The following is a 19,883-nucleotide window of genomic DNA, read 5'->3' as shown; positions in this document are numbered from 1 at the left end:
GATTTTTTTTGTGTTCTTTGCAGACCAAAATAGAGAGGTGTCCGAGTGGTTTAAGGAGCTAGCCTGGAAAGCTAGTATATGGGTAACTGTATCGAGGGTTCGAATCCCTTCCTCTCTGCTGAAAACAAAAAAAGAGATCTGAAATTTTCAGATCTCTTTTTTGTTAATATAAGTGCTTTATTTCCCTTTCAACAATTTCTCCAAATATTCATTTTTATCCTTTTCAACCTGCACCAAACGCTCGTAAAGCTCAATAACTTTATCTAAAGGGTTAAAATTGCAATAATTACCAGTATTAAAAACACCATTATCATAAATATTATTAAAGTAATTAAATACAGCTTCTTCGGAAAAGTTTTTAATTGCTTCAACAGTAACTCCAAGAGCTTTAGCAACTTCTTTAAGTTTTTGTTCGTCTATATTTTCACTGTTTTCTATATTCGAAACAGATTGTTGAGTTATACCTAAAGCCTCTGCAAGTGCTTCTTGTTTCATGTCTTTCAGCTCGCGAATACGGCTGATTTTGCGTCCTATATGACTTGATTTTGTTGTTGTGCTCATAAATCAAAGGTATTTAAAAATCTTAAAGAAAAATATATTTTGGTAAAAAACAGGCTTTTTTTGTAAGATACAGCTTTCATTATTTCTACAAAAATACAGTTTTTCAGCTGATTAATTAAAACACAAATCTAAAGCTTAATCTCAAACAAACTAAAAGAACCTTCTTTATAATGTTCCGGTAATTCGCTTGTCCATTCGATAGTACTTATTCCTTTGTAGGTGAAACCACAGCTGGTGTAATATTTATTTATCCTTTCGTTGCCGCTGTGTGTATCAAGTCTAATGTATTCTTTACCGTTTTCTTTGGCATATTCCTTAGTCCAGTCTATGATTTTTTTAACGTATGATTGTCCTCTAAATTTTGGGTTTGTAGCAATACGATGCAAATAAACTGCAGGATCTTTGCTGGCTTCTTTCCAGATAATTAAATCATTAAAAGTAAGTACAAATGTACAAGCAACTTCATCTCCTTCTTTGATTATAAAATGACGATTTTCGGCAATTTCTTTTTCTATTAATGTTCTTTCAAAACCTCTCCAGCTTTTATTATTTACGGTTTTTTGATAAGATGTAGCTTCATTATAAATATCGAAAACAGCATCGATATCTTCATTTGTAGTTTTAAAAAATTCCATTATTAGTGTTGTTCTGTAAATTAATGAATCTTCAAAGGTAAATTTTTCAATTGCTCTGAATAGGCGAAAACCTTAATTTATGTTTTTTTTATCAGAGTTCAGCCAGACTACATTTTGTTCTGATTTGTGATTTTGACCAATAATATCTTTGTATAATTCTGGTCTTCTAGCTTTTATATAACGATTTCCTCCTGCCTGAATGCATTTTTCTGGTGTAAGTACAGTCGTTGCAAAAGAGTCATCAAAACTTCGGCACTCCGCCAGAATATCTCCAAACGGATCAAGAATCATTGAACAACCGTTTTTTAATTGGTCATCATCCATACCAATTGGGTTTGAAAACACGGCATAAATCGCATTATCGTAAGCTCTTGCCGGCAGCCATTTCATTAACCAATCTCGGCCTTTCATTCCGTCAAATTCTAGGCGTAAAGAAGTGGGATCAGCTTCGCGGTTTTCCCAAAGCTGCGGTGCGACAAAACCAGCTCCAGGTCGGGTAGAAGGTGTACACATCGTTACGTGAGGCATAAATATAATATCGGCACCCAAAAGTTTTGTGGCGCGTACATTTTCGATAATATTATTGTCGTAACAAATTAAAATACCGCATTTCCAGCCTTCAATTTCAAAAATACAATAACGATCTCCAGGGGTTAAATACGGATTTATAAACGGATGTAATTTTCGATATTTAGCGACTAATCCATTTTTATCTACGCAGACATAAGCTTTAAATAAATTGTCGTTTTCGTCTTTTTCAAAGAGTCCGGCTAAAATGACAATGTTGTTGTTTGCAGCAATTTCGGTCAATTTTAAAATACTTTCTCCACTCGGAATTAATTCTGCTATGTCTAATATTTGTTCTTTTGATAAGCTTCTTGCAAAAGTATATCCGGTTATAGAACATTCATGAAACGAAATCACATCACATCCTTCGGAAGATGCCTTTTGAGAAAGTTTTTCGATTACAGATAAGTTGTAGTTTTTGTCGCCGCTTTTGTTTTCGAACTGAGCTGTGGCTATTTTTAGATTTTTCATATTGTACGCTATTAATTTTAGTCAAAAATAGCAGAGCCAATATTTTATAAATTGTACAAAACCGACATTTTAGAATGACAAAGGAGGAAATCTTTTTATAAGATTGTTGGTTAATTTCCCGCTGCTGTGTACATATTCAGTTGGAGTTATTCCTGTGTGTTTTCTAAATTCTTTTATTAAATGAGATTGATCTGAAAATCCAGCATCATAACAAATTGTTGTTAAGTTGGTTTTATCCGTTTTGTCTTTTAATAATTTTAGAAAATGATGTAATCTTATCACATTACCAAATTTTTTCGGATTCAATCCGACGCATTCTTTGAATTTTCTTTCAAGATGTCTTTCTGTGTAACCGGTATGTTCAACTAATTGTTTTATTGTAAAATGCCCTTTATTGGTAGTAATAAAGTTTATAGAATGATCTATTAATAATTGATTTGAAGCTGTTTTGGGAACGATTAATGATTTAAAAAAAGAATTAAGCAGTTCAACTCGCATTTGATTGTTTTGTTGAAACAGGCTCTCCTGAAGCTCTGCCGCTTTTTTGCCAAAAATATCTTCGACAGAAACAATAGAATCATGAAATTCATTGGCAGGAATTCCTAACAATTGATGTATTCCGTTGGGCTGAAAAACTACAATTATCAACGTTATTTCATTTTCAGAATAAAGATCTTTATAACTGTTAAGTTGTCCATATAAAAAGGAAGCCGGCAGATAATCTTTTATTTCATATTTATTAATTCCAGAAATGAGTTTGCTTTTTAGAGAAAATACAAGTCCAGTATTCCCGTCTGAAAATAAGCGAAATTTTTGTACAGCGGTTTCCGCATTATCTAAAAATAGATAATGCTTGATATAGGGAGAAAGTTCTTTTGGTGGTGAAACTTGCATAATCTCGTTTTTAATCTGCTTTTTTAAGACAGTTTAATTTCTTCAAACCACAATTTAGTAGTGAAAAACAAAAATCCAATAACTTATCTGGTGTTAAAACAGTTTTAGTTATTGGAATTTTTTAAAGAGTAGTTACGTTAAATAACTTATTTTGTTTTAGACCATTTCAGTTTTCATCAGAATTTCTTCTTCAATAGCATTCCAAAGTCCAATTCGTTTTTCTAAAGCTAATATTGAAACCTCTTCAACTTCCTTCCATTTTTGCGCATCATCTTCACATAAATCTGTAATCATCTGCATTGCCATTGGTCCGTGTTCGTCGGCATCAAGTTCAATATGACGTTCGAAATAATAAACAAGTTTGCTTAAATCAGTATCAGGAAAGTTTTTTTGAAAGTTTTTGAGGATTTCGGTAAACATACTCGGAATTAAGTCTTCTCTTCCAAAAGTAAAAGCAGCAGCAATTTGATGCGGTTTTCCTTCTTCAATAACTCTGAAAGTAAAATCTAAGAAAGATTTTATTTCAGGATGAACAGAACTTTGTTTTATGGCAACAAAAATATTATGAAGTGAATTTACTTCATTCAAAAATTTAGTAATTTCGGTTGTATCAGCGCCGCAGTCTTCCATTGCTTCAAGATACATTTCGTAATGACTTTGTCTTCTGCCGTCAATGCTTAAGTCTGTTTCTTCTGCTAAAACAATCTCATTGATTAAATATCTTGTTTCAGGATTTTTGGTAGCAAACCAAGGCGTTGTTGTGCAAGTAAGTTTGGCTTGTAAAGCTTTTAATAAAGACATAAAATCCCATACAGCAAAAACATGATTTTCTAAAAAGATGTGAAGATCATCAATGCTGTGTATTTTGTTGTATAAAGAGTGTTTTAAAAGCTGCTCTTTTTGAGGTTGAATGCTATTGTGTATAGTTTCAATATTCATGTATGAAAATTTTATACAAAGATAAAAAGCTTCCTGGTAAGAAGAAGCCTTTTAAATTGATTTTGTGTATAATTTAATAGTTGTTTATTATTTAAATGCCGAAATTCCAGTTACATCCATTCCAGTAATTAATAAATGAATGTCATGAGTTCCTTCATAAGTAATAACACTTTCAAGATTCATCATATGGCGCATAATTGAGTATTCGCCAGTGATTCCCATTCCGCCCAGCATTTGTCTGGCTTCTCTTGCAATGTGAATTGCCATATCTACATTGTTGCGTTTTGCCATCGAAATTTGTGCTGTCGTCGCTTTTCCTTCGTTTCTTAAAACTCCTAAACGCCAAGTTAATAATTGAGCTTTTGTGATTTCGGTAATCATTTCGGCTAATTTTTTTTGCTGTAATTGTGTTCCTCCAATTGGTTTTCCAAACTGGATTCTTTCTTTGGCATATCTTAAAGCAGTATCATAACAATCCATTGCTGCTCCAATTGCACCCCAAGCGATTCCATATCGAGCAGAATCTAAACAGCCAAGCGGTGCGCCTAAACCAGATTTGTTTGGTAAAAGGTTTTCTTTAGGCACTTTTACATTATCAAAAATCAATTCACCAGTTGCAGATGCGCGAAGTGACCATTTATTATGAGTTTCAGGAGTTGTAAAACCTTCCATTCCTCGTTCAACGATTAAACCATGAATACGTCCTTCTTCGTTTTTTGCCCAAACAACAGCAATGTCAGCAAAAGGAGCATTTGAAATCCACATTTTAGCACCATTTAAAAGATAATGGTCACCCATATCTTTAAAATTGGTAATCATGCTTCCAGGATCCGATCCATGATCTGGTTCGGTTAAACCAAAGCATCCTATATATTCACCTGTTGCCAGTTTTGGTAAAAACCTCATTCGCTGCTCTTCATTTCCATACTTCCAAATAGGATACATTACTAATGAAGATTGAACAGATGACGTAGATCTTACACCAGAATCACCTCGTTCTATTTCCTGCATAATTAAACCATACGAAATTTGGTCTAAACCTGCACCTCCATATTCTACAGGAATATAAGGTCCAAATCCGCCAATTTCTCCTAGACCTTTTATGATCTGTTTAGGAAATTCTGCTTTTTGAGCAAATTCCTCAATAATAGGAGAAACTTCTCTTTTAACCCATGCACGTGCAGACTCTCTAACTAGTTTGTGTTCGTCTGTTAATAAATCATCAAGATTGTAATAATCTGGAGCTTGAAATAAATCTGGTTTCATTTTTGTATAGTTTTACTAAACAAATTTACGCAATATAAATATAACAAAACAAAGTAAAATTGTTACATTTATACATATTAGTTACAAAATAATCACAAATAAGGTAAATTATTTTTAGTTTATTGATAATTTATAACCTAATTTTGAGATTCCAAAAACATAAATTGAATGAGGCTGATCATCTCTTTTCTACTTTTTTTTGTTCTAAATAGCGCATTTGCTCAAGAGTCAAATGTAATGAGTGAAAAGGAGTATTTACTATTACAAGAAAAAATCCGACTAAATTTCAACGCAAATGTCGATAGTGCTCTTGTATATGCCTCGCAAATGGCTAAATCGAAAGATTACAAGCATTTGGCTTTTGCAAATGGATCGATGACCGCTATTTTTCAAGCTAAAGGTGATTCAAAAAGGTCTCAAGAAAGATATAAAGCAGCATTACAATATTTAGAGAAAATACCAGACTCAAAAGAAAAAACACAACTAAGATCTTACGTTTATAATTATGGAGGTTTGGCTGAGGCCTATCGAGGTAATTATGCAAAAGCTCTTGAAATTTATCAAGAAGGAATGAAGTTGTCTTTACAAATTAATGATGTAAAACAGCTTGTTAAGTTCAAAATGAATATTTCGTTAGTGAATGAAGCAGTAGGAAACTATCAATTAGCAATTAAGAATGTAAAGCAAATTGATCGATTTATTGATGAAAATGAAAACGTTTTTAGTAAAGATCAGTTTTTAAATCTTAAAAGTAACCTCAATCGGAGTTTGGCGAGTTCCTATGAAAGTTACTTTATGAAAAATTCAAGTAAGAGGTATTTACTTGATTCGGCAGAATATTACTATAAGAAAACCATAAATTATTCTCAAAATTTTGCTTCTAATAAAATAGTAGCAAAATTAAGTTTAGGGAATGTCTACAACTGGAAGGGCGATTATAAAAATGCTGAAAAAACATATTATGATGTTGTGTTTTTATCCAATCAAAATAATCAGAAAGACATATTGTGTATTGCCAATTATAATTTAGGTGATATTTATTTTACAACTAAACAGTACGACAGAGCATTAGTTTTTTTTAAAAAATGTGACTCGATTTCTGCAATTACAAATTCGAATGCTATTGATTATTTAAAATCAAATTATTACCAAGCTAAAATTTACAATATTCAAAACAAACCAGAACTTGCTTATAAACATTCAAGAATTTACTTGGATAATTATGAGAAGTTTGAGGAAAAATTAAGTGCCGAAGCTTTAGAAGTTAACTATAAACAAGGTGTAAACAACCTTACTGATGAAATGGTTACTATTGAAGAAAGGTATAAAAATGAAGTCCTAATAAATAGAGGTCTTAAGGTTTTTTATGTATTAATCTTTGTAAGTGTTGTATTTCTTTTAATTAAAAACATTAGAGATAAAAATAAGGCACATAAAAAAATGAATGCTTTAATAGAAGAATTTAAAGCAAATATTGAGAAGAAAAATAACAGCGAATTAGTTGAACCGCAGCCAGAAATACAAGAAGAAGTTCTTGAATTAGAAGAAGCACAGCTCAAAAAAGAAAATATTACTCTGAGCATCGACGAGGCTAAAGAAAATAAAATTGTCGAAAAACTATTAGCTCTTGAGAACAAGTTAGAGTACTTAAATGCTGATTTTACCTTGCCTTATGTAGCAAAGAAAATAAAAACAAACACAACTTATTTGTCTTATGTAGTTAATAAACGATTTGGTAAATCATTTGGAGAATATTCTAATGAGTTGAAAATTAATTACGTAATCAATGAAATGATTACGAACCATATGTACCGAAAATATTCTACACAAGCTATTGCAGAAAGTGTTGGTTTTAAAAATGCAGTTTCTTTTGCAAAATCGTTTCGCAAAAGAACTGGAGTATCTCCAGCTCAATTTGCGAATAATATTTAATAATAGTTATTTGAGATAACCATTTCTGTGATTCAAATTTTATAAAGCACCTCCGCCGCCTCCTTTTCCAGGATCAACAGGTATAGCATCAGGTGATTGTTCATCAGTATCATTTTCTCCTCCTCCTTTTACTGCTTTTAGATGGTTTTTAGATAATTCTTCTCCTTGAAAATCTTCGAATTTTAATTTTTGATTTGACATGTTTTGATATATTTAGTGTTGTGGATTTAAAATAAAGTGTAGGTTTTTGATTGGGGCTTAGTTCGTTTCGGGCATTTTTTTAAGTAGCGCCTCCCAATCCTCCTTTTCCTGGATCAATAGGCGGCGGTGGTGGTGGATTTGGATCATCTCCTCCTCTTACTGTTTTTTGCTGATTCTTAGAAATTTTTTCTCCTTGAAAGTCCTCGAATTTTAATTTTTGATTTGACATGATTTACTATTTTTAGTGTTGTGGGTTTTTAAAGTGGGGTATTTTATTTAGAATAGTTAGCTGCTTTTACGCAACGCCTCCGCATCCTCCTTTTCCTGGGTCAACCGGTGGCGGCGGAATTATATCTAAATCAGTGCCATCTCCTCCTCTTATCGCTTTTTGATGGGTTTTAGATAATTTCTCTACTTGAAAATCTTCGAATTTTAATTTTTGATTTGACATGTTTTAATGTTTTTAGGGTTGTGGATTTTTTTAAAACAGGGGCAGGTGTTTAATCGAGATTTGGAGTTTGTATTAGGACGTTTTTTAATTTACGCCTCCCAATCCTCCTTTTCCAGGATCAATAGGCGGCGGTGGAGGCGGCAGTATAATTTCTCCTCCTTGGACTCTTTTTTGTTGTTTTTTAGATAACTTTTCTCCTTGAAAATCTTCGAATTTTAGTTTCAGATTTGACATGATTTGATGTTTTAGGGTTACTATTTTTTTAATAAATGAAGTAGGCCTTTGTCAAGATTTGGAGTTTTTTGGGAAAGTTTTTTGGCTGATTTTACAACTCAATATTTGCTTTTCGCAGATCATTTTGAGAATTTTCGGGGGCAGGAAAACCTCTTTTTGAACCTTGTTTTTTTGATTTTTAAGTAGTTTTTTTTACTCAGAAATCTTCGAATTTTAGTTTATGATTTGTCATGTTTTTGCATTTTAAGTTTTCTGATTTGTCAAAACTAGATAAAATGAGAAACCCTTGATCGAAATTGGTGTTTTGAGCTTTTTGAGTGACTGTTTGGCTTGATAACTACTTGTATTGTAAATAGTTGTGTATTGTATTGTACTAGTTATAATTTATAAATTGTATGTAGTATAATTGATAAAATGTGTACTTTTAGGATTATTTTTCGAATAAAAACAGCAATATTTGTACTGTAATTATGATTTAAACCAGTCCAAAGAATGTTAAAACTTATTCAAAAATTTCTCCAAATAAACAGATACTCGGAAGTGAAAAATGAGTTTAAGGATTTGTTTCTTTCTCATCCTAATTATCCAAGTTTATTTGCGATAACAGATTCTTTCGATTTGTTGTCAATTGAGAATGCAGCAGTAAGAGTTTCTAAAGAGCAGATCGTTGATTTGCCTTCTAATTTTTTGGCTTATTTTAAAGATGAATTAACATTAGTTGAGAGAGCAAAAAACTTTGTTCGAATTAGTACCATTAAAAAAGGAGTTCAAAAAATATCGTATGATAAGTTTCTTTTAGATTGGAATGGAGTAATTGTAGCAATCGAACCTAATAATGTAGTTGCAAGAGAAAATTTAAAAGTTGAATTGAGCGGATTAAAATACTTCTTGCCATTTTTACTTTTAGCAGGGTTATCGTTCTTTTATAATGCATATACTTTATACAGCAGTATATTTTTACTAACCTCGGCTTTAGGATTAGTTGTTAGTATTTTAATTGTTCAGGAAAAACTAGGTTTTAAAAATGGCATTATTTCGAAATTTTGTAATCTAAGTGCAAATTCATCATGCAGCTCAGTACTAAATTTTGATGAAAATTATAGTGATAAATGGATTAGTTTTTCTGATCTCCCGCTGCTTTTCTTTGGAGCGTCATTTATAGCAATTTTAGTACAGCCTTTAAGTTCATCTGTTTTTGTTGGATTCTTGAGTTTATTAGCAATTCCAGTAATTGTATCATCTATATGGATTCAAAAATTTGAACTTCAAAAATGGTGTGTAATGTGTTTAATGGTTTCGTTCTTGATTTTTACGCAAAGTTTAATTTGGTTTTCATCAGACTTGTTTACTTTGAATTTTAGTTTCGAGGCGATTTTTCCATTTCTTTTTTCTTTAATTCTTTTGGTGCCAATTTGGTATGTTATAAAATCAATTGCTAAAAATGTTCTTAATAATGAAAACACTTTAAAAGAGCTAAAGAAGTTTAAAAGAAATTATTCATTACTTGATTTCTTGTCTAAGAAAGTTTCTTATACCAACGGACTTGAAGATTTAAGAGGATTAAATTTTGGAAATAGAAGTGCCGCCGTAAAACTTACTGTAATTGTAAGTCCAAGTTGTGTACACTGTCATAAAACATTTCAAGAAGCTTTTGACTTAGTTTTGAAATTTCCTGATAAAATATTTTTGAACGTATTGTTTAATGTTAATCCAGAGAATGTCGATAATCCGTATAAAGTTGTTGTCGAAAGGCTTTTGTCAATAAACAGATCAACTCCAGGAAAAACAGTCGAAGCAATTTCAGATTGGCATATTAAAAAAATGAATCTTAAAAAATGGTTAAAAAAATGGCCTGTTGATTCCGTTAGTATGATTGTTAAGCAGGAAATAAATAAACAGTATGAATGGTGTTCTAAAAATAACTTCAATTATACTCCAGTAAAAATTGTAAATGAGGGCTTGTTTCCAAGTGAATATGAGCTAAATGAATTGAAGTATTTTTTAAATGATTTTGCAGAACAGAAAGAAGCGGTTCTTGAAAAAACAGCTTAGTTTCAAATAGAATAAAAATAGAGTTCCCCCCCAAACCGAATAAATCAAGAGTTATGTTAAAAAACATTCTAAATCTGGAAGGATCACAAGAGATTACTGCCAGTGAACAAAAAACAATAGTAGGTACAAACGTTAAAGAAGCTACTTCAAAATGTGACACATGGTATAGCAGATCTGGTTTGACCTTTGAAGATTGTGCCGAGTATTACTCGTTAGATTTGAATTACGCCAGCGTAAATTAAGATAGCGCAATTGTAAAAGATTCGAAAATAAATTTAAATAGTTATGTTAAAGAAAATTTTAAATCTGAAACATGCTCAGCATATTAGTAAAAATGAGCAAAAAACGATAAAAGGAGGTATTCCAGAATGCTGGGTATTTGCAATTGAAGCCGGATGCGTGTTGATACCAAGTGGTGGGACATGTCCAATAAATACTGAAGCAGGTATCTGCGATACAAATCGTCTTTGCTGCTAGTTTTTTTGAAATTATTTAAAAGTAATATACATACAGCCTTTTTTAAAATTTAGTCATGTTTTTTTTAATTTGTAGGCGCTCGATCGTGGAACATTGAGCAAATATCCCCACATTGATGATTGGTGTTGGGATTCTCAGGAAAAGTGGTCACTGGGTTAGTTTTATTTGGTTAGGGCTGATCAAGTGCCATCTCCTAGAGAAAGTTGGTATTACTAATAAAATTGAATATTTAGGAGAGAATTAATTCTCTCTTTTTTTTGCCGCAGAATTTAATAGTAATAAAAATACTACGATGTTTTTAAGTTAGACAGACAGAGGCTTCAACTGTCTTAAAATGATTGAAGTATTAACAAATCAAAAAAACAAATCATGAAAAAATTAAAAGATTTAATTGGTATTGAAGTTTTAGGTGTTAAAGAAAAGAAAAACATTATGGGCGGAGGTCCTGGAGTTGAGGCTTGTTATTGTCCAGGAACAGGTATTTTTGCAGGTATTATACGTCCAGCTGATGGCGAAACTTGTGCCTCAGTTATCGAGGAAAGTTGTCTGCTGGACAGCTAAACATAAAATATATTTAAAGTAAAGAAAGCTTTGTTGTTTTTAAACAAAGCTTTCTTGCTTTTTTATAGATTAGTTGAAAATTAATTATAAAAGGAAAAGTTTAGCTGTTTAATTAAAACCTGATTTATATTTTAAGATTTTTTGTATAATATTGTTATGAATAAACCCAAATAGTAGAGTTGAAAAAATTCACCAGTTATAAACAAGCAGATTTTAAAGATTGCGGACCAACATGTTTAAAGATCATAGCTAAACATTACGGTAAAACAATTAATATTCAGGAGTTGCGCGATGCAAGCGAGACGACTCGTGAGGGGAGCAATTTGCTTTTTTTGAGTGATGCAGCTGAAAAAATTGGTTTTAGAACTTTAGGCGTAAAATTAAATGCAGAACGATTAGAAGAAGCGCCCCTTCCGTGCATTTTACATTGGAATAAAAACCATTATGTAGTACTTTATAAAATTAAAAAAGATACTTATTATATATCAGATCCCGCTTTTGGTTTAATTGAATATAATAAACAGGATTTTCTTAAATTTTGGATTGGAAACAACGCCGATGATTCGACTCAAGAAGGAATCGCTTTATTGATTGAAGCCACACCAAAGTTTTTTCAATCTGAATTTGATAAAGAAGACGGTAAAGGTTTGGGGTTTGGATTGCTTTCACAATATGTGCTTCGCTATAAATCATTTTTGATTCAATTGTCGATAGGTTTGTTGGCAAGCACTTTACTACAGCTTATTTTTCCATTCCTAACGCAAAGTATTGTCGATATTGGAATACAAAATCAGAACATACATTTTATTTATTTAATTCTTTTTGCGCAGTTATTTCTATTTGCCGGAAGAACAGGTTTAGAACTTATACGGAGTTGGATTTTACTGCATCTTTCAACCCGTATCAATATTTCACTTATTTCAGATTTCTTTATTAAATTAATGAATCTGCCTATTTCATTTTTTGATGTTCGAATGACGGGTGATATTATGCAGCGTATAAATGACCACCGTCGAATTGAGAAAATCCTAACCACATCTTCATTAAACGTCTTGTTTTCTGTTATAAATATGTTTGTAATGGGAGCAGTTTTAGCTTATTTTAATCTAAAGATATTCTTAGTTTTTTTTGTTGGAAGTCTTCTTTATTTTGGATGGATAACTTTGTTTTTAAAACGTAGAGAAATTTTAGATTATAAACGTTTTGCCGAGGTTTCTCAAGAGCAAAGCAAAGTGATGGAGCTTATAAACGGAATGCAGGAAATTAAACTCCACAATGCCGAAAAACAAAAGCGCTGGGGTTGGGAATATGTGCAGGCTAGATTATTTAGAGTTTCGATAAAAGGTTTGGTTTTGGAGCAGACACAAACAATTGGTTCCTCGGTTATCAACGAATTAAAAAATATCTTCATCATCTTTTTGTCGGCAAAATTAGTTATCGACGGTTCAATTACATTGGGTATGATGCTGGCCATCAGTTCGATTGTTGGAAGTTTAAATGGGCCGGTAACACAGCTTATTGAATTTGTTCGAGAACTGCAGGATGCCAAAATATCATTGGCAAGATTATCTGAAATTCATGAGAAAGAAGATGAAACACAGCAAGAAGTTCATCAAACAAATGATGTTCCTTTTGATGCTCCAATAGAAATCAAGAATATTTCATATCGTTATTTAGGATCTGATATTCCTGTTTTGGATAATTTAAGTCTTGTGATTCCGCCAAATAAAATAACCGCTATAGTGGGCGTCAGCGGAAGCGGTAAAACTACTTTGATGAAGTTGCTGCTTAAGTTTTATGAACCCGAAAAAGGAGAGATCACTATTGGAAATTCGCAGTTGAAAAATATTTCTCAAAAAGCATGGCGTTCTAATATTGGTGCTGTAATGCAGGAAGGCTTTATTTTTAGCGATACCATTGCAAATAATATTGCTTTTGGAGTTGATGTAATTAATAAAGAACGATTGGTTTATGCGGCTGATGTGGCCAATATTAAAGAATATATCAGTGAACTTCCTCTTGGTTATAACACAAAAGTTGGAGCAGAAGGTGTAGGAATGAGCACCGGACAGAAGCAAAGATTATTAATTGCAAGAGCTGTTTATAAAGATCCCGAGATTTTATTTTTTGATGAAGCAACATCAGCTTTGGATGCAAATAATGAGAAAGAAATAATGAGAAAGTTAGGTCTGTTTTTTGAAAATAAAACAGTAGTAGTAATTGCGCATAGATTAAGTACAGTTATGAATGCAGACCAAATTGTAGTTTTGGATAAAGGAAAAATTATAGAAATAGGATCTCATACATCTTTAGTAGAGCAAAAAGGAAATTATTTTGAATTGGTTAAAAATCAATTGCAGTTAGGAAATTAATTATGGCAGACGAGCATAACACATTCGAATTAAGAAGCGAAGAAGTTCAAGATATTCTAACCAAAGTACCGCATTGGATGATTCGATGGGGAACAGTTTTAATATTTGCAATTATACTCCTTCTTTTTTTTGTTTCCTGGTTTATAAAGTATCCAGATGTTGTAAATACCGAAATTGTAATCACAACCAATATTCCGCCAGAAAAAATAGTATCAAAATCTTCTGGAAGGATTGAAGCCATTTTAGTTAAAGATAAAACAATCGTTTCTAAGAATACAACGCTGGCAATAATTGAAAACACAGCCAATTATAAAGATGTTTTTTTACTAAAAAGCATAATGGACAGCTACAATATTAATGATCCTAAAAAAGAATTTCCTTTTGCACAATTAAAAAACACACAATTGGGTGAAATTGAAAGTGCATACGCAGTTTTTCAAAAAGACTATCAAGCTCAGGAATTAAATCATGATTTGCAGCCATTTGCTATTGAGAACAGAGCGCAAGTTTCTGAGAAAATTCAAATAAAAGAAAGATTAGATATTCTTCAGCAGCAAAAAGTGATAAACGAAAGCGAACTTCAGCTTCAAAAAAATGAAGTTGCACGTTTTGAAGTTCTTTTTGCAAAAGGAATTATTTCGGCTCAAGAAATGGAAGCAAAAAAATTGAATTTTCTGCAGGCGCAGAAGAATTATCGAGGTCTTTTAGCTTCAATTTCACAATTAAAGTCCTCTTTGATTGATAACACAAAATCAAGTCAGAATTCGCAGATTAACAGCACTAAAGAGGAAGTAAACTTGGGACGAAACATGGCGCAGTCATTTTATCAGCTTAAAAAAGTGATTAAGGACTGGGAACTGACCTATACACTAAAATCGTCTATCAGCGGAACGGTTACTTTTTTACAAGTTTGGACAGAAAATCAAACAATAAATGCAGGAGACAATGTTTTTTCGATTATTCCAGATGCTAAAAACGGCTTCATTGGAAAAGTAAAAGCACCGGCATTAAATTCGGGAAAGATAAAAGTTGGACAAAGAGTAAATATACGTTTAGCTAATTTTCCAGATAGAGAATTTGGTGTTCTTAAAGGTAAAATCCGTAATATTTCTTTGGTGCCAGATAAAGATGGAAATATATTGCTAGATGTTGAACTGCCAAACGGATTAGAAACATCCTATAAAAAGCAAATCGTATTTCAGCAGGAAATGAAAGGAAGTGCCGAAATTGTAACAGAAGATCTTCGATTAATCGAGAGAATATTATATCAGTTTAAAAGTATTTTTGAACAAGTTTAAAATTAACCCCGAAACCCGTAATTAACCAAGCCCCAATTTTTATAATGAAAAGAATTTTACTTACTATTATCATTCTAATATTTCAATATTCTCATTCAAAACCCATAACCGAAACTCAAAAGCTGGCCGCAACTTGTAAAGTCTGGGGCTTTTTAAAGTATTATCATCCTAATGTTGTTGATGGAAGCAAAAATTGGGATGAACAATTATTTCAAATTTTGCCAAAAGTAGAAGAAGCACAATCAGCAGAAGCATTTTCGTCAGTACTTGAAAACTGGATTGTTTCTTTGGGAGAAATTAAAAAACAGGAAGTTGTAAAAGCAGCAGAGAAAAAGGAATATTTTGATAAGAACTTCGATTTATCCTGGATTTCAAAAAGTGATTTGTTCTCGAAATCACTTTCAAAAAAGCTTGAATTCATTAAAGAAAACAGAATTCAGGGCAAGCAGTTTTATGTTGATTTTGGTCGTGGTGACGGAATGCCTTTAAAATTTAATAACGAAATTAAATATGCAGATTTTAAATGGACCGATAAAAATCTTCGTCTTTTGATATTATTCCGATATTGGAATTACGTTGAATATTTCTTTCCCTATAAGTATCAAATGGATCAAAATTGGGATAAAGTATTAAGTGAGTTTCTGCCAAGAATTATTGCTCCAGAATCTGAGAAAGACTTTGGATTGGCCATTAGAGAAATCTCTATAAAGTTAAATGATACACATGCTTCAACACAAGTGCCGCAGTTGTTAGAGTATTTTGGAGATAAATTTATTCCGGTTGATATTAAAATAATTGATCAGAAAGCAGTTGTTATCAGTTTAAAAAATGATTCACTTGCAAAAGTTAATGACTTAAAAATAGGAGATGTAATTACCAAAGTTGACGGAAAGACGATCGCTTCAATTTTAAATGACAATCGGAAATATGTTGAAGGATCAAACGAGCCATCAGTTTTGAAAAATGCTTATTGGGCTGTTTTTAATGGTAAAACGACTTCATTTGAAATTGAATTTATTCGCGATGGAAAAACAGCAGTTAAATCAATAAACCGTTATAAATACAAAGATTTAAAAATTAAATTACCCACTCAAGAAAAATGGAAAGTTTTGGAAGGGAATATTGGATACGTAAATTTTGATGCGGTTGCTGTTGAGAATATTCCAGATTTGATTGCAGAGCTTAAAAATACCAATGCTATTATTTTTGATGACAGAAAGAGACCTCATGATGTAATGTTTGCTCTTTCAGATTGGTTGAATCCTCAAGAGAAAGAATTTGCAAGATATTTAGATCCTGATATTAGTTTTCCAGGACGCTTTGTATGGAATCCAGATATTAGAAAATGTGGAAAAAATAATCCAGATTATTATAAAGGAAAAGTAATTGTTTTGGTTGATGAAAATACAGTAAGTCATGGAGAGTTTACGGCGATGGCACTGAAGACTGCTCCAAATGTAACCGTTATTGGCAGTCAGACAGGAGGAGCTGATGGCACCAATTATAAGTTTGGTATAATAAAAGGATTTTCTTCATCTTTTACTTGCTATGGTGTTTTTTACCCAAACAAAAAAGAAGCACAGCGTATAGGAATTGTTCCTAATATTGAAGTTAAATCAACCATTTTAGGAATTCAGCAAGGTAGAGATGAGATCCTAGATCGAGCGATTATATTTGCAAAATCAGGTAAATAAATGGAGTCAAAAATAAAAATCAAACAAGGAATTTTGATCTTGTTTTTGTTGCTTCAATACGTTTTGTATTCGCAGAAATCGAATAAGTTATATGATTCGTTTAGTATTTCCGGAACTGTTAAAGATTCAAAATCAGATTTTGTAATTGCAAATGCAGATCTTTATCTTCTTAATTGCAATAAAAGTGTAGTTGCCAACTCAGAAGGAAATTTTCAATTCAATATTTCTAAAGGCAGTTTTAATGATAAATTGATTATTTCGGCTTTAGGGTATTATTCGGATACAATTGAAGTTGCTGCACTTGAAAAAATGCAAAAGGAACCACTGCTGATCAAATTGAATAAAGAAAAAGAAGCTGAGGTTTTATTAAATGAAATGATTATTGTTTCTGCTAAAAAGAAACCAAACAACCTGTCTGCAACAGCAATTTTAAAGAAATCAAAAGAAAATATTCAAAGTAATTATTATCAAAAACCATTCAATCAGAAATTCTTTTTTAGATCTCAAACCAATAAAGATGGTGTTTTTACTATCAACGAAGAAGCGTCAATTAATACCTTCAGTCCAAACGGAATTAAAGTTTCAGATGATGCTGCGGCCAATTATTTTGGAGAAATAGTGCAGTTTCGAAAAAAATCAGATTCAGTATCAAATGAAAATTGGAAAGGGATAGGGTATTTTGGAGTTATAATTTTTAGAAACATAATGTTAAGCAATCAGAATTTGCTTTATGAAACAAAAAACTTTGAATTAAAGAAAGAAGGGATAACGACTTATGGTGGTAAAAAGGTCTATGTAATTAGTTTTACAAATTTGAATCCAACTGTTTTTTCTACTGGTTTTGGAAATCCCGCACCTCAATCTGCAATAGGGTTTATTTATATCGAAACAGATTCTTTTGCGATCGTGAAATTTGAGCAATATGTGGTTTTAAAAAAAGACAGATCAAACGATAATGATGATATCACAATAGAATCGTCGCTGAAGATTACCCAAACCTACAAAAATGTCAACGGACGCTATTTTATTAATTATTGTAATGAAAAAGTAGAAAGCAATTATTTTTCACAATCAAGTAAAAAGCAAATAAGCACTGTCTATTCAAATTATGATTTAATGTCAGAAGATATTATTACAGAAAATGTATCGGCTATAAAACGTCCAATTGATCGACTGAAATTAGATGCGAAATTTGTTGAAGATCTGGAATATTGGAATAATAATAATTTTATAATCGAGAATAAAAAGATTTAATTTTAAGATTTACATTTTCAGATAAAAATCCTTTGTAAGCTCAATATATTCTGGAGTATAAACGTGACGATCGATTTCAATTGTTAATTCATTGATTTCGATTTCTGACGTTTCATTTCGGCTAAAAGCTAATAGACTGCGTTTGATTTCAGATTTTGGAGTTCCTTTTACACGCGTTATTTTTATCGGATATAATTCTGATTCTTTTGCTAATCGGATGAATTTTTCTTCTTCTTTAAAGGGAAGAATTAAAGCTAAAATTCCATTTTCGGATAAAAGTAAATCAGCTGCTTCAACAATTTCTTCAAAAGGCATTGCGTCTTGAAAACGTGCTAAATCACGTTGTTCATTCTCTGTTTTGTAATCTTCAGCATAAAAAGGCGGATTGGAAACAATTAAGTCATATTCGTCTTCCGGTTCTTCTATAAATTCATCTAAACCAGCATGAAAGCAAAATAAACGATCGCCCCAAGGAGAGTTTTCGAAATTTTCTACCGCTTGTTCATATGCGTCTTCATCAATTTCAAGTGCATCAATTTGTTCCGCATTTGTTCGTTGTGCAAGCATCAATGCAATAATTCCAGTTCCTGCGCCAATGTCTAAAATGCTAAAAGGATTATGATTTATTGGAGCCCAAGAGCCTAACAAAACGCCATCAGTACCTACTTTCATTGCGGTTTTATCTTGTTGAACAGAGAATTGCTTGAATGAAAACATCTTGGTTAAGGATTGTATATTAATGATTTTTGATTTCAGATGAAAACTGAACACTCAAAACTGAACACTTTTTTAAAGGTACATTTCAACTAAACCTTCAGGTAAGTTCATGATCACTTTTTTGTTTTCGCGGTCAATTTTTACAAGGAATTGATCGATCATCGGAATCAGCATTTCGATTTCGCCATTTAAAACTTCAAAAAGTGGTTGTGCAGTAGTGTCGTTTACAGCTGCTATTTTTCCAAATACACCTAAGCGCTGGTCTTCGATTTCGAAACCAATAACTTCGTGAAAATAGAATTTGTTGCCAGAAAGTTTAGGCAGCATTGTTAAAGGAAGATAAATAGGATTGCCAATTAAAGCATCTGCATCTTCTTCGGTATTTACATCTTCAAAACGAATTCTAAGAAAGTCGTTTTTGTGTAAAGAACTTGTTTCAATAAAAAAAGGAACCAAGTGTTTGTTGCATTCAACAAACACTGATTCCAGATTTTCGTATAACTCAGGTTCGTCTGTGTCTAAATAAGCCAAGACTTCACCTTTGAAACTAAATTTTTTAGCGATTTTACCTAAATAAAAACATTCTTCTTTACGCATTATCGCTAGCTAAAATTATGCTTCAGTTGTTTCGTTATTCTCTTCAGCAGCAGGAGCTTCTTCAGTAGATGCTTCTACTTCAGCAACTTCTTCAACTGCAGGAGTTGCAGCAGCGATAGCATCAGCTTCAGCCTGAGCCGCAGCAGCTAAACGTTTAGCGTTAACTTCTTTTTCAGCTTTCAAAGCTTTAGCTTTAACATCAGCTTGAGCTTTTGTTAAACCATCTTTTTTAGCATCAACTTTTCCAGCTTTAGCCTCTAACCAAGCAGCTAATTTAGCATCAGCTTGTTCTTGAGTTAAAGCACCTTTACGAATACCTCCATCAAGGTGGTGTTTCAATAAAGCACCTTTGTAAGAAAGAATTGCTCTAGCAGTATCAGTTGGTTGAGCACCATTGTGTAACCATTTAACTGCACTATCAAGGTTTAAGTCGATAGTTGCTGGGTTAGTGTTTGGATTGTAAGTACCGATTTTCTCTAAGTATTTACCATCTCTTTTTGAGCGTGCATCTGCAGCTACAACCCAGTAAAAAGGTTTTCCTTTTTTACCGTGTCTTTGTAATCTAATTTTTACTGACATAATCTTATTGATTAAATTTTGAGGTACTCGACCTCTATTAATTAAGGGCGCAAAGATATAATTTTTTTAGCAATAATACGTTTCAAAAAGTATTAAATGCATTTTGGATCCAATTTTATTGTTTTTTTGCC

The 19,883-nt window shown here is 32.1% G+C and carries 20 protein-coding genes and 1 tRNA gene; 8 read left to right on the top strand and 13 right to left on the bottom strand.

What is annotated here, in order from left to right; genetic code table 11:
- Positions 1 to 31: 31 nt before the first annotated feature.
- A tRNA-Ser gene (locus tag B0A81_RS19385) sits at positions 32 to 118 on the top strand.
- Between the two features lie 59 nt (positions 119 to 177).
- Here the strand turns inward: B0A81_RS19385 and B0A81_RS19380 are convergent.
- The 6 genes from B0A81_RS19380 to B0A81_RS19355 all read right to left on the bottom strand — a co-directional run bounded on the left by B0A81_RS19380 (position 178) and on the right by B0A81_RS19355 (position 5,333).
- Positions 178 to 561, bottom strand: coding sequence for a helix-turn-helix domain-containing protein (locus tag B0A81_RS19380; protein WP_089059533.1), 384 nt, complete (start codon positions 559 to 561; stop codon positions 178 to 180).
- Between the two features lie 128 nt (positions 562 to 689).
- Positions 690 to 1,196, bottom strand: a complete 507-nt coding sequence (locus B0A81_RS19375) for a GNAT family N-acetyltransferase (RefSeq protein ID WP_089059532.1) — start codon at positions 1,194 to 1,196, stop codon at positions 690 to 692.
- Between the two features lie 72 nt (positions 1,197 to 1,268).
- The gene (locus B0A81_RS19370) at positions 1,269 to 2,234 is read right to left on the bottom strand and encodes a nitrilase family protein (protein WP_089059531.1); all 966 of its coding nucleotides are present in this window, start codon (positions 2,232 to 2,234) and stop codon (positions 1,269 to 1,271) included.
- A 69-nt stretch (positions 2,235 to 2,303) separates the two neighbouring features.
- The gene (locus B0A81_RS19365) at positions 2,304 to 3,128 is read right to left on the bottom strand and encodes an AraC family transcriptional regulator (RefSeq protein WP_089059530.1); all 825 of its coding nucleotides are present in this window, start codon (positions 3,126 to 3,128) and stop codon (positions 2,304 to 2,306) included.
- Between the two features lie 156 nt (positions 3,129 to 3,284).
- Positions 3,285 to 4,067 (bottom strand): DUF3050 domain-containing protein, encoded by a 783-nt coding sequence (locus B0A81_RS19360; RefSeq protein WP_089059529.1) that lies wholly within the window; start codon positions 4,065 to 4,067, stop codon positions 3,285 to 3,287.
- An 87-nt stretch (positions 4,068 to 4,154) separates the two neighbouring features.
- Positions 4,155 to 5,333 carry an acyl-CoA dehydrogenase family protein gene (locus B0A81_RS19355; RefSeq protein ID WP_089059528.1) on the bottom strand — a complete coding sequence of 393 codons (1,179 nt, stop codon included), beginning with the start codon at positions 5,331 to 5,333 and terminating at the stop codon, positions 4,155 to 4,157.
- A gap of 168 nt (positions 5,334 to 5,501) precedes the next feature.
- Between B0A81_RS19355 and B0A81_RS19350 the strand changes: the two genes are divergently transcribed.
- On the top strand, positions 5,502 to 7,265 hold the full coding sequence (locus B0A81_RS19350; protein ID WP_089059527.1) for an AraC family transcriptional regulator: 1,764 nt from the start codon (positions 5,502 to 5,504) through the stop codon (positions 7,263 to 7,265).
- A 39-nt stretch (positions 7,266 to 7,304) separates the two neighbouring features.
- Here the strand turns inward: B0A81_RS19350 and B0A81_RS21775 are convergent, their stop codons facing one another.
- From B0A81_RS21775 to B0A81_RS21770, 4 genes are all read right to left on the bottom strand, one after another.
- Positions 7,305 to 7,466 (bottom strand): rSAM-modified peptide, encoded by a 162-nt coding sequence (locus B0A81_RS21775; RefSeq protein ID WP_089059526.1) that lies wholly within the window; start codon positions 7,464 to 7,466, stop codon positions 7,305 to 7,307.
- A gap of 79 nt (positions 7,467 to 7,545) precedes the next feature.
- Positions 7,546 to 7,695: an rSAM-modified peptide gene (locus B0A81_RS19340; RefSeq protein ID WP_089059525.1), complete on the bottom strand. Its 150-nt coding sequence runs from the start codon at positions 7,693 to 7,695 to the stop codon at positions 7,546 to 7,548.
- 66 nt (positions 7,696 to 7,761) lie between these two features.
- Entirely contained in the window at positions 7,762 to 7,917 is a 156-nt protein-coding gene (locus tag B0A81_RS19335; protein WP_089059524.1) for an rSAM-modified peptide, read from the bottom strand.
- Positions 7,918 to 8,001: 84 nt separating this feature from the next.
- On the bottom strand, positions 8,002 to 8,151 hold the full coding sequence (locus B0A81_RS21770) for an rSAM-modified peptide (RefSeq protein WP_089059523.1): 150 nt from the start codon (positions 8,149 to 8,151) through the stop codon (positions 8,002 to 8,004).
- Between the two features lie 492 nt (positions 8,152 to 8,643).
- On the opposite strand from B0A81_RS21770, the gene B0A81_RS19325 reads away from it, so the two are divergent.
- The 6 genes from B0A81_RS19325 (at position 8,644) to B0A81_RS19290 (ending at position 17,859) form a co-directional block, all read left to right on the top strand.
- Positions 8,644 to 10,203 (top strand): vitamin K epoxide reductase family protein, encoded by a 1,560-nt coding sequence (locus B0A81_RS19325; RefSeq protein ID WP_089059522.1) that lies wholly within the window; start codon positions 8,644 to 8,646, stop codon positions 10,201 to 10,203.
- 846 nt (positions 10,204 to 11,049) lie between these two features.
- A complete protein-coding gene (locus tag B0A81_RS19310) occupies positions 11,050 to 11,241 on the top strand; it encodes a hypothetical protein (protein ID WP_089059519.1) in 192 nt (63 codons plus the stop codon).
- Between the two features lie 179 nt (positions 11,242 to 11,420).
- Positions 11,421 to 13,613: a peptidase domain-containing ABC transporter gene (locus B0A81_RS19305; protein ID WP_089059518.1), complete on the top strand. Its 2,193-nt coding sequence runs from the start codon at positions 11,421 to 11,423 to the stop codon at positions 13,611 to 13,613.
- Positions 13,614 to 13,615: 2 nt separating this feature from the next.
- Positions 13,616 to 14,911: an HlyD family secretion protein gene (locus tag B0A81_RS19300; protein ID WP_089059517.1), complete on the top strand. Its 1,296-nt coding sequence runs from the start codon at positions 13,616 to 13,618 to the stop codon at positions 14,909 to 14,911.
- 44 nt (positions 14,912 to 14,955) lie between these two features.
- Positions 14,956 to 16,605: a S41 family peptidase gene (locus B0A81_RS19295; protein ID WP_089059516.1), complete on the top strand. Its 1,650-nt coding sequence runs from the start codon at positions 14,956 to 14,958 to the stop codon at positions 16,603 to 16,605.
- Positions 16,606 to 17,859: a carboxypeptidase-like regulatory domain-containing protein gene (locus B0A81_RS19290; RefSeq protein WP_089059515.1), complete on the top strand. Its 1,254-nt coding sequence runs from the start codon at positions 16,606 to 16,608 to the stop codon at positions 17,857 to 17,859.
- A 9-nt stretch (positions 17,860 to 17,868) separates the two neighbouring features.
- Here B0A81_RS19290 and B0A81_RS19285 read toward each other — a convergent pair whose 3' ends face one another.
- The 3 genes from B0A81_RS19285 to B0A81_RS19275 form a co-directional block, all read right to left on the bottom strand.
- Positions 17,869 to 18,576, bottom strand: a complete 708-nt coding sequence (locus B0A81_RS19285; protein WP_089059514.1) for a tRNA1(Val) (adenine(37)-N6)-methyltransferase — start codon at positions 18,574 to 18,576, stop codon at positions 17,869 to 17,871.
- A gap of 72 nt (positions 18,577 to 18,648) precedes the next feature.
- Positions 18,649 to 19,173, bottom strand: coding sequence for a ribosome maturation factor RimM (rimM, locus tag B0A81_RS19280; protein WP_089059513.1), 525 nt, complete (start codon positions 19,171 to 19,173; stop codon positions 18,649 to 18,651).
- A 15-nt stretch (positions 19,174 to 19,188) separates the two neighbouring features.
- Positions 19,189 to 19,752 carry a 30S ribosomal protein S16 gene (locus tag B0A81_RS19275; RefSeq protein ID WP_089053745.1) on the bottom strand — a complete coding sequence of 188 codons (564 nt, stop codon included), beginning with the start codon at positions 19,750 to 19,752 and terminating at the stop codon, positions 19,189 to 19,191.
- Positions 19,753 to 19,883: the final 131 nt, after the last annotated feature.

Source organism: Flavobacterium plurextorum (assembly GCF_002217395.1).
Lineage (GTDB): Bacteria > Bacteroidota > Bacteroidia > Flavobacteriales > Flavobacteriaceae > Flavobacterium > Flavobacterium plurextorum.
The sequence above is the reverse complement of the archived record's forward strand: the minus strand, read 5'-3'. Positions and strand labels throughout refer to the sequence as shown.

Excerpts from the sequence above, each read along its gene's own strand:
- B0A81_RS19380 (WP_089059533.1), bottom strand. The coding sequence starts at position 561 with ATGAGCACAACAACAAAATCAAGTCATATAGGACGCAAAATCAGCCGT.
- B0A81_RS19375 (WP_089059532.1), bottom strand. The coding sequence starts at position 1,196 with ATGGAATTTTTTAAAACTACAAATGAAGATATCGATGCTGTTTTCGAT.
- B0A81_RS19370 (WP_089059531.1), bottom strand. The coding sequence starts at position 2,234 with ATGAAAAATCTAAAAATAGCCACAGCTCAGTTCGAAAACAAAAGCGGC.
- B0A81_RS19365 (WP_089059530.1), bottom strand. The coding sequence starts at position 3,128 with ATGCAAGTTTCACCACCAAAAGAACTTTCTCCCTATATCAAGCATTAT.
- B0A81_RS19360 (WP_089059529.1), bottom strand. The coding sequence starts at position 4,067 with ATGAATATTGAAACTATACACAATAGCATTCAACCTCAAAAAGAGCAG.
- B0A81_RS19355 (WP_089059528.1), bottom strand. The coding sequence starts at position 5,333 with ATGAAACCAGATTTATTTCAAGCTCCAGATTATTACAATCTTGATGAT.
- B0A81_RS19350 (WP_089059527.1), top strand. The coding sequence starts at position 5,502 with ATGAGGCTGATCATCTCTTTTCTACTTTTTTTTGTTCTAAATAGCGCA.
- B0A81_RS21775 (WP_089059526.1), bottom strand. The coding sequence starts at position 7,466 with ATGTCAAATCAAAAATTAAAATTCGAAGATTTTCAAGGAGAAGAATTA.
- B0A81_RS19340 (WP_089059525.1), bottom strand. The coding sequence starts at position 7,695 with ATGTCAAATCAAAAATTAAAATTCGAGGACTTTCAAGGAGAAAAAATT.
- B0A81_RS19335 (WP_089059524.1), bottom strand. The coding sequence starts at position 7,917 with ATGTCAAATCAAAAATTAAAATTCGAAGATTTTCAAGTAGAGAAATTA.
- B0A81_RS21770 (WP_089059523.1), bottom strand. The coding sequence starts at position 8,151 with ATGTCAAATCTGAAACTAAAATTCGAAGATTTTCAAGGAGAAAAGTTA.
- B0A81_RS19325 (WP_089059522.1), top strand. The coding sequence starts at position 8,644 with ATGTTAAAACTTATTCAAAAATTTCTCCAAATAAACAGATACTCGGAA.
- B0A81_RS19310 (WP_089059519.1), top strand. The coding sequence starts at position 11,050 with ATGAAAAAATTAAAAGATTTAATTGGTATTGAAGTTTTAGGTGTTAAA.
- B0A81_RS19300 (WP_089059517.1), top strand. The coding sequence starts at position 13,616 with ATGGCAGACGAGCATAACACATTCGAATTAAGAAGCGAAGAAGTTCAA.
- B0A81_RS19295 (WP_089059516.1), top strand. The coding sequence starts at position 14,956 with ATGAAAAGAATTTTACTTACTATTATCATTCTAATATTTCAATATTCT.
- B0A81_RS19290 (WP_089059515.1), top strand. The coding sequence starts at position 16,606 with ATGGAGTCAAAAATAAAAATCAAACAAGGAATTTTGATCTTGTTTTTG.
- B0A81_RS19285 (WP_089059514.1), bottom strand. The coding sequence starts at position 18,576 with ATGTTTTCATTCAAGCAATTCTCTGTTCAACAAGATAAAACCGCAATG.
- rimM (WP_089059513.1), bottom strand. The coding sequence starts at position 19,173 with ATGCGTAAAGAAGAATGTTTTTATTTAGGTAAAATCGCTAAAAAATTT.
- B0A81_RS19275 (WP_089053745.1), bottom strand. The coding sequence starts at position 19,752 with ATGTCAGTAAAAATTAGATTACAAAGACACGGTAAAAAAGGAAAACCT.